The organism is Wolbachia endosymbiont of Drosophila incompta, from assembly GCF_001758565.1.
GTDB lineage: Bacteria > Pseudomonadota > Alphaproteobacteria > Rickettsiales > Anaplasmataceae > Wolbachia > Wolbachia pipientis.
The window spans coordinates 418,412-426,164 of sequence record NZ_CP011148.1; the positions used below are offsets into that span (position 1 = coordinate 418,412).

The 7,753-nt window shown below is 34.9% G+C and carries 5 protein-coding genes; 1 reads left to right on the forward strand and 4 read right to left on the reverse strand.

Going from position 1 to position 7,753, the window contains the following annotated elements; translation table 11 throughout:
• Positions 1-33 precede the first annotated feature (33 nt).
• Positions 34-1,791, forward strand: coding sequence for a succinate dehydrogenase flavoprotein subunit (gene sdhA, locus WG67_RS01870; protein WP_245683386.1), 1,758 nt, complete (start codon positions 34-36; stop codon positions 1,789-1,791).
• On the opposite strand, the gene WG67_RS01875 is transcribed toward sdhA, so the two are convergent.
• The 4 genes from WG67_RS01875 to WG67_RS01890 form a co-directional block, all read right to left on the reverse strand.
• Positions 1,763-3,661: an ankyrin repeat domain-containing protein gene (locus WG67_RS01875; protein WP_038198760.1), complete on the reverse strand. Its 1,899-nt coding sequence runs from the start codon at positions 3,659-3,661 to the stop codon at positions 1,763-1,765. The genes sdhA and WG67_RS01875 overlap by 29 nt on opposite strands.
• A gap of 294 nt (positions 3,662-3,955) precedes the next feature.
• Entirely contained in the window at positions 3,956-4,561 is a 606-nt protein-coding gene (gene gmk / locus WG67_RS01880; protein ID WP_022626283.1) for a guanylate kinase, read from the reverse strand.
• Positions 4,545-6,350: a pentapeptide repeat-containing protein gene (locus WG67_RS01885; protein WP_070356815.1), complete on the reverse strand. Its 1,806-nt coding sequence runs from the start codon at positions 6,348-6,350 to the stop codon at positions 4,545-4,547. The genes gmk and WG67_RS01885 overlap by 17 nt, the downstream gene beginning before the upstream one ends.
• Positions 6,343-7,536: an ankyrin repeat domain-containing protein gene (locus WG67_RS01890; RefSeq protein WP_070356816.1), complete on the reverse strand. Its 1,194-nt coding sequence runs from the start codon at positions 7,534-7,536 to the stop codon at positions 6,343-6,345. The genes WG67_RS01885 and WG67_RS01890 overlap by 8 nt, the downstream gene beginning before the upstream one ends.
• Between the last annotated feature and the right edge of the window lie 217 nt (positions 7,537-7,753).

The window sequence follows — 7,753 nt, forward strand, 5'->3', positions numbered from 1 at the left end:
CCAGCGTATGAGATCATAGAACATGAGTATGACGTGGTAGTAGTAGGTGCAGGTGGAGCAGGGCTCAGAGCAACGCTTGGGATGGCTGCAACTAATTTTTCAGTTGCCTGCATTTCTAAAATTTTCCCTACACGAAGTCATACAGTTGCAGCACAAGGCGGAATTAGTGCAGCTTTAGGTAATATCGGTGAAGACGATTGGCGCTGGCATGCATATGACACAATAAAAGGTTCAGACTGGCTTGGTGATCAAGATGCAATAGAATATATGTGTAAAAACGCTGCTAAAGCTGTTATTGAACTTGAAAATTTTGGCGTACCTTTTTCTCGTACAGAAGATGGCAAAATATACCAGCGTTCCTTTGGTGGAATGACAACTCACTTTGGTAAAGGAAAATCAGCGCAGCGCACTTGTGCGGCAGCAGATAAGACTGGGCACGCAATCCTTCACACTCTATATCAGCAGTGTCTTAAATTCAACGCTGAATTTTTTGTTGAATACTTTGTGATTGATTTAATTATGGATAGCGAAACATGCTGCGGAGTTCTTGCTTGGTCGCTATGCGACGGCACATTACATAGATTTCGTGCGCATAGAGTGGTGCTAGCAACAGGTGGATATGGACGTGTTTATTTCTCTGCAACAAGTGCGCATACCTGCACAGGTGATGGTAATGGCATGGTAGTAAGGGCTGGATTACCACTTGAAGATATGGAATTTGTACAATTTCATCCAACAGGAATAAATGGCTCAGGGTGCTTGATGACGGAAGGATGCCGTGGTGAAGGGGGGTACCTCGTTAATTCTCAGGGCGAGAAGTTTATGGAACGTTACGCACCAAAAGCAAAAGATTTAGCTTCCCGTGATGTGGTAAGTCGCGCAATAACAATTGAAATTAGAGAGGGAAGGGGGGTTGGACCAAAAAAAGATCATATGTATTTAACTATAGCGCATCTTGATCCGGAAGTAATAAAACTCAGATTGCCGGGCATCAGCGAAACCGCAAGAACTTTTGCTGGAGTTGATGTCACTAAAGATCCAATACCGGTCATTCCGACTGTTCACTATAACATGGGTGGCATTCCAACCAATTATTATGGAGAAGTGATCACGCTGAAGCAAGGTAAGGAAGAGGTAGTAGATGGACTATTTGCAATTGGAGAAGCTGCGTGTGTCTCTGTGCACGGTGCAAATCGACTTGGCTCTAACTCGCTTCTTGATCTTGTGGTTTTTGGTAGAGCTGCAGCGCTCAGAGCAAAAGAGAAGCTAAAGTCCGGTACACCACATAAAAAATTGCATTCAGACTGCACAGACTGGATAGTAGATAGATTTAATAAAATGCGATTTGCTTCCGGTGGGCTAAAAGTAGCAAAAATACGCGGTGAAATGCAGAACACTATGCAAAAATACGCATCAGTTTTCCGTGTTGCTGAAGTTTTAGAAGAAGGCAAAAAAGCTATAAAAAAGGTAGCAAAAATGATGCCTGATATTTCACTTGAGGATCGCAGTATGATGTGGAACAGTGATTTAGTTGAAGCGCTGGAGCTTGCTAACATGATCCCACAAGCGGTTATTACCATGGAATGCGCAGCTAATCGCGAGGAAAGCAGAGGTGCACATGCTCGTGAAGACTTTCCTGAACGTGATGACAAAAACTGGATGAAGCACACTATAGCGTGGCTTGAAGAAAAGAAAGGGCAAATTAACGTAAAAATTGATTATAAAAAAGTGGCTGAAAAAACTCTGAGCGGTGAGATTGATTTCATAGCGCCAGAGAAGAGGGTTTATTAGTCAGCCCATCTAGCTTATTCATGAATTGACGTAGTATTGATACATCGCTCATTTTAGTAGCTGGGTTTTCTGTATGCTCTGATTGATCTGATGCTCTAGCATTAAGAGCATTTTCTAACTTTAAGTAAATAGGGTAACACATTGCACAAACCGCTATGGTCACCGATAAAGCGGCTGCAGCTATCATGTTTCCTGCTAAAGCACTAAATACTGTTGCAAAAATTAAACCTCCGAGTATCCATTTTACTGGAAGACTTATATTCTTACGAGCATTCTTCTTAGAAAAATGCTCTTCAAGTTCTTCTTGTGTTTCTGGGTCAGGGCTAACACCTGTTATATCTTTGATTCTTTTTGTAGTCTGATAATATTTTTGCTTACGATGCTCTTTAGGTATTGTTATATGGTCACTTTTATTCTCAGCACCATTTTGTAACAATTCTGCACAAAATTCAGCAGTATAATAATGTTTTGTGGGCCTTGATCTAACCCACCTAGAAAAGTCTTTTAACTTACTAGGTATCTTCTCTGTTTGTCTAATTAAAGCAACTTGCGCTGGATATTTATCATCTTTATTTTGAGCGTTTATAGCCTTATGCAATTTTTCTGAAGATATTACTCCTTTTTTTTCAAAATCTAATATTAACTTCAAATATTTGATTTTATATTCTCCTTTAAGTAAAGCAATGTGGTGTAAGGCATTATTTTTATTTGCACCTTCAAGGCTAATGTTCGCCCCCTCTTGCAATAGTTCTTTAAAAAGTTCTTTATCATTATTTTTAATTGCTAAATGTAACGGATAATCACTATTACTATTTGGAGTGTTTACAGTATGTGCCACAATTTCTTTAACTTTTGCTTCTGTCTTGATTTTTATTTCCTGCTTTAGCTCAGCCTTTTTAGCTAATTTCTTTAAAAATTTACAATAGTATTCATTTTGCCCCTTAGACAATTTTTTTAAGCTTTCCTCAGGTAATTCTAACTGATCATGGCTGGCTCCATGCTCTAACAATTTTGTAAGAAACTTAAGTGTGTTATCGTTATCTTGGATTGTGTGAGACTCATGTTTTTCTTTTGTTATCTTGTTAATTAGTGCCACCTGAAGAGGGGTCTGATTTTCACTATTAATGAGTTGTGCTAGATCTTTCTTGGTGACCGTTTTTATTAGAATACCTAGAAACTTGCGTTTCTGTTTCTTTTCCAACGATACGATAAGGTGTAAAATATTGTTTCCTTTTTCATCTTTTATGCTGCTAATATCCGTACAATCTTTTAGATATTTTTCAAATTTCCTGTTATTTCCATTTTTGATCGCTTTTAGTAATAGAGCATTGCTATTTGTTATTTCGTTGCTTTTCTCTACTTCTTGATCTTCATTTGCTGTATTAGGGTTACTGATTGAATGTTTCTCATAATCATCACCAGCATCGCTACTGTAGTCACTTTCAATTCCACTGTCCCTACGATCATTTTGGTTACAATATTTGCTATTATAAGTAATTTCTGAAATTGCTTGCTTTACTCGCTCTTTTGTTTCATTTGATATTTTTTTCGATCGTTCTATTGCTTTATCTAGCACTGGAAGGAAGCATTGGACATAATACCTATAATATTTTTCTTGTTCTCTAAGTGATTCTTCTAATTTAGTTAATACTTCAGGACTAGCATCTTTTTCAAATAACCTTTTACACTTCTTGAGGGTTCCATCTTGACCTCTTGGTTTTTCACGCTTGTGTTCTTCTTTTTTTACCTTTCTCTCTATAATGCCATACAATTGCTCGTCTTTTCTATCCTGCTCTTGCTTTTTATTTTTATCTATGCATTCACCTAATTTATCTGCATTAGTAGTTAGTGCAGTTATATCTATACCCATACTAAAACCTCAATATTAAAAGCTATTTAAGTTGTCAGCACTAAACTAACAACCAAGAAGTTTGACTTTTAAATTGAGCTAAACGTTGTATATGTGATCAAAATATAGGTGGAAAGGCAGAAAATTAATTTCTGTGAGAAAATTTGCCGTCATAGTTAAACCTCACTTGAACAGTTGCTACTATTTTAACCATTTAATCTTAAAAAATAATAAATATAGCTAAACTGTGAAATGTGCTATTGGCTAAAATAGGATAAGAAACTATAGCTGCAAATATCCAAATTGATGTTTTTATCAGTCTTCCAGACTTGGTTTTTCTTTTAGTTTTTTAAGTCTTTCTTTATTTAGTATGGAGCTTATCTCTTCTACACTTTTATCAATATCATCATTGATTATTACATAATCATATTTATCACGTTTGCTTATCTCTTTTTGAGCTTCGGCTAATCTGCGCTCTATTTCGCTTGCATCATCACTATTACGCTTTTGCAAACGCAACCTAAGCTCTTCCATTGAAGGGGGAAGTATAAAAACACTCACAACTTTTTTTCTCATGAGCTTGAATAAGTGAAATGCTCCTTGCCAGTCTATGCTGAGTAAAACGCTTATTCCACTGCTCAGGTTTTGCTCTATAAAATCTCTTGGTATACCATAAAAATTCTCAAAAACTTTGGCGTATTCAAGCATTTGGCCAGCTTTGCATAACTCGTGAAATTTTTCTTCGGTAACGAAAAAATAGTCTTTTCCATTTATTTCGCCGGGGCGAGGCTTGCGTGTAGTCATAGAAACAGACCTAACTAAATTAGTTGATTGCTCAAGTAATTTTGCTGATATAGTAGTTTTTCCAGCTCCAGAAGGGGAGGATAGAACCAATAATACGCCCTCACTTTTTACGGTCATTTTTCTTTGCATTTTTTAACATGGTGCTTTTTGGATCAGAGTTTAAAAAGCTAGAACCTTCTAAATTAGAATTTGATAAGTTGGTGCCAATGAGAGAAGAGTTATCAAAGACAGTATAGCGCAAATCGGTTTTTTCAAAATTTGCCTTATTCAAATTAACGTTTACAAACTTTGCTCTACTCAATGTTGAATTAGAAAAATCGGCATTTTCTAAATTCATATTCTTAAATTCAAAGTAAGAATAATTTACATTAAATTTTTCACCCTGTGATATTTTCTCTTGCAAATCTCCAATTGAAGTTATAGCATTTTCTAACCCTGCAAGTTTTTTCTGTCCTTGATTGTCAATCAAAATCGAATTATCAAACTTGCAATCTGTTAAATGAACATCAGCAACTGAACTTTTATATATGCTTGAAGAGTGAAAAGACATATCACTAATTGTTGAATTACTCAAATTGCTAAGAAAAAAACTAGTTTTCCTAAAGGCATTAGCGTGAAGCAAAGAAGATCTGAAATCGCTTTCAATAAAATTTGAATTAGTTACTTTTAAATTGGACCAACTCGAATTATCAGCTAATAAATTAAAGAATGTTGAATTTTCTATTTCACTGGAATCAATATTATGGCGAGAAAGTGTACTGTTATAAACTTGAGAGTCTTGGATTTTTATCTTATACATTGAAGTTGTAGAAAGGTCTGAATCTTCTATCTTCACATAGGTGAATAGTGAATGGTCAAAAAATGAGCCATTCATGTTAGAATTTGCAACTTTAGTATTATGAAACTTTCCGTGACGAATGTCAGCATTAGAGACATTAACTTGATGCAGTTCACTAAAACTAAAATCAATATTGGATAAATCAGCATCATGAAGATTTGCTTCAGAAACATATGCATGTTTTATCTTGGAACCATTTAGTATAGATTGAACAAAACTTGAATTATCGTCATTCACATAGGAAATTTGTGTGTTGCTTAAATCAGTTTCGTCGAAGTTACTGTTAATTATGATAGAAGAATTAAGGCAAGCATCGGAAAGATTGCTACCTGTAAAGTCTGATTCTTTTAACTCTGCACCATATATGTTAGCATTTTTTAATGAAGAAAATTGTATCTTTAATTTATATGCATCCACTCCAAAGAAACTTGCATTATCAAGGTTGTTTTTCTGCATAACAGTATCGTTTATTTCACTATCACTAAAATTTACGTGGCTAACATTCGAGTTTGATAAGTTGGAGAAATTCATTTTCACATTCGAGAAATTAGTATGCAAACCAATTACGTTGTGCATACTTACTTTTTTGAGATCGGAACTGATAAAATCAGCATAACTAACATTAGACTGATCAAATACGATATCTGTTAAGTTTGCAGAAACAAATTTTGTAAAACTCAAATTTGTACCTTTTATTTTAATGCCATGTAAATTAGCATTGGAAAAATTAGCACCACGTAAATCAACATCAATGAAAGACACATCGGATAAATCGGTGTTAGAAAAATCGGCACCAATCAGACTTACTCCATCAAAAACAGATTTACTTAGGTACAGTTGGTTAAAATTAGCTCCATTTAAGTTAGAACCAAAACCTTTCTTAAAATCTTCTGGCACGCCCTCTTTGTGGCACTGCACCAAAAATTCAGCAAAGTCTTTTTTACTGTAAGATACGTATTTTGCATCACGCAAAGCGTTTAAAAAATCACTAATCTGATTTTTTTCATCATTTGTTTCGTTTCCATAACATAAATGACCAACTAAAATTAATATCAAAAATCTAATCATCTTGCTTATCGCACTGTATTTCTTTCGTTTTCACAGCCCAATCGTACATTGCTGAGCTTTCTTTATTGTCTATTTTTCTATCCTCCAAAAGATGTGGCATCATTTCGGCAATCGCATTTATTATATTGATCTGCTTTTTTTCGATTGCTATATCAATTGGGGATTGAAAATTATTGTTAACTACTCTAAGATCAGCACCTTGTAATAAGAGAAAGCGCACTATGTCTACCTCACCTTGTTTAACTGAATAAATGAGAGGAGTATCACCCAATTTATTTCTAAACCTTAGTATCTCTTGAATTGTTAATCCAATTTTTTCTAGCTTACTTATTACTCCTCTTAAGCAAGTTAAGTTGTTCTTCTTAATGCAGTAAAAAAATTGCTTACTGTAATCATCAATAAACACAGTTGTAGGAAGATGCTCATTAAGGCTATCATATTGTCGTTTATATATTGACTTGCTTTGTATGTCTTTATGACCCCATTCTTTTATTGGTTCTCTGTTTAGCTTTGTCCATTTTTGTAAACTTTTCTTTTCACTTTGCTCTTCTTCATCTTTTTTAGTTATAGGTTTTACTCTATTGCGGTCCTTGGAATTACTGTTTGTTTCTTTCACTTTTTTTTCTTCAGACTGATTCTCTACTTTTTCTTTTTTTCCCTCTAATAATTGACTCGCATCACTTTTTGAAAGTTCATTATCTTTTATATCAATCTTCTGATCAGCTTGTAGATTTTTTTGCGGGTTAGCTGTATTCTCATTTAAATCAGCACTTAAAGGCAAAGGCTCTGGTTTCAAATCTTTATTCACTTCTTTATTGGCCACATTTGGTAAATTTTGAGCAAATTTGTCTGTGCTTCCTTCTAGCTGGTCATTTGGCAAATCTTTATCAATCCTTTCACCTTCACTTATAGTTTTTTCAACCACGAAAGCTTTGTTCTCGTTGTGTTGCAGTTTCTCTTTATCGGTAGTGCCGTCTAATCTTTTGCTCTCAGCCTCTTGTGTTTGTTTAGCATCGACGTTGCTTTTTAACTCATCTTTTTGATTTGTGCTATCTTGCTTCCTTACACCTACATTTTCGTTTTTATGAACTGATTCAATTTTCTTTTCTTCAAGCTGCTCTACGGCAAACAGGATGGGTGATCCGAATACGACAGCTAATAATATAAAATATAAAATATTCTTCATAAATATCCCAAGCATAAGCTTAATTAAAATGATACTATAATCAAATGATTAATCTACAGTAAAAAATGCCTTAGGATTTAATTTATAAAAAAACAATAGATTTTTTGTATCTGTTCAGGGGCATCGCAAATATTGAAGCAAAGTGGTCAGTGCTTACTGTACGAACATTGTGGTTTGAGAGCAATCTCCGCTAGGGAGGATGTCATCCCAGTGCCCA

Bases quoted from the DNA above. Each gene is read 5' to 3' on its own strand.
- gmk (WP_022626283.1), bottom strand. From the start codon at position 4,561: ATGACCGTAAAAAGTGAGGGCGTATTATTGGTTCTATCCTCCCCTTCT.
- WG67_RS01890 (WP_070356816.1), bottom strand. From the start codon at position 7,536: ATGAAGAATATTTTATATTTTATATTATTAGCTGTCGTATTCGGATCA.
- WG67_RS01885 (WP_070356815.1), bottom strand. From the start codon at position 6,350: ATGATTAGATTTTTGATATTAATTTTAGTTGGTCATTTATGTTATGGA.
- WG67_RS01875 (WP_038198760.1), bottom strand. From the start codon at position 3,661: ATGGGTATAGATATAACTGCACTAACTACTAATGCAGATAAATTAGGT.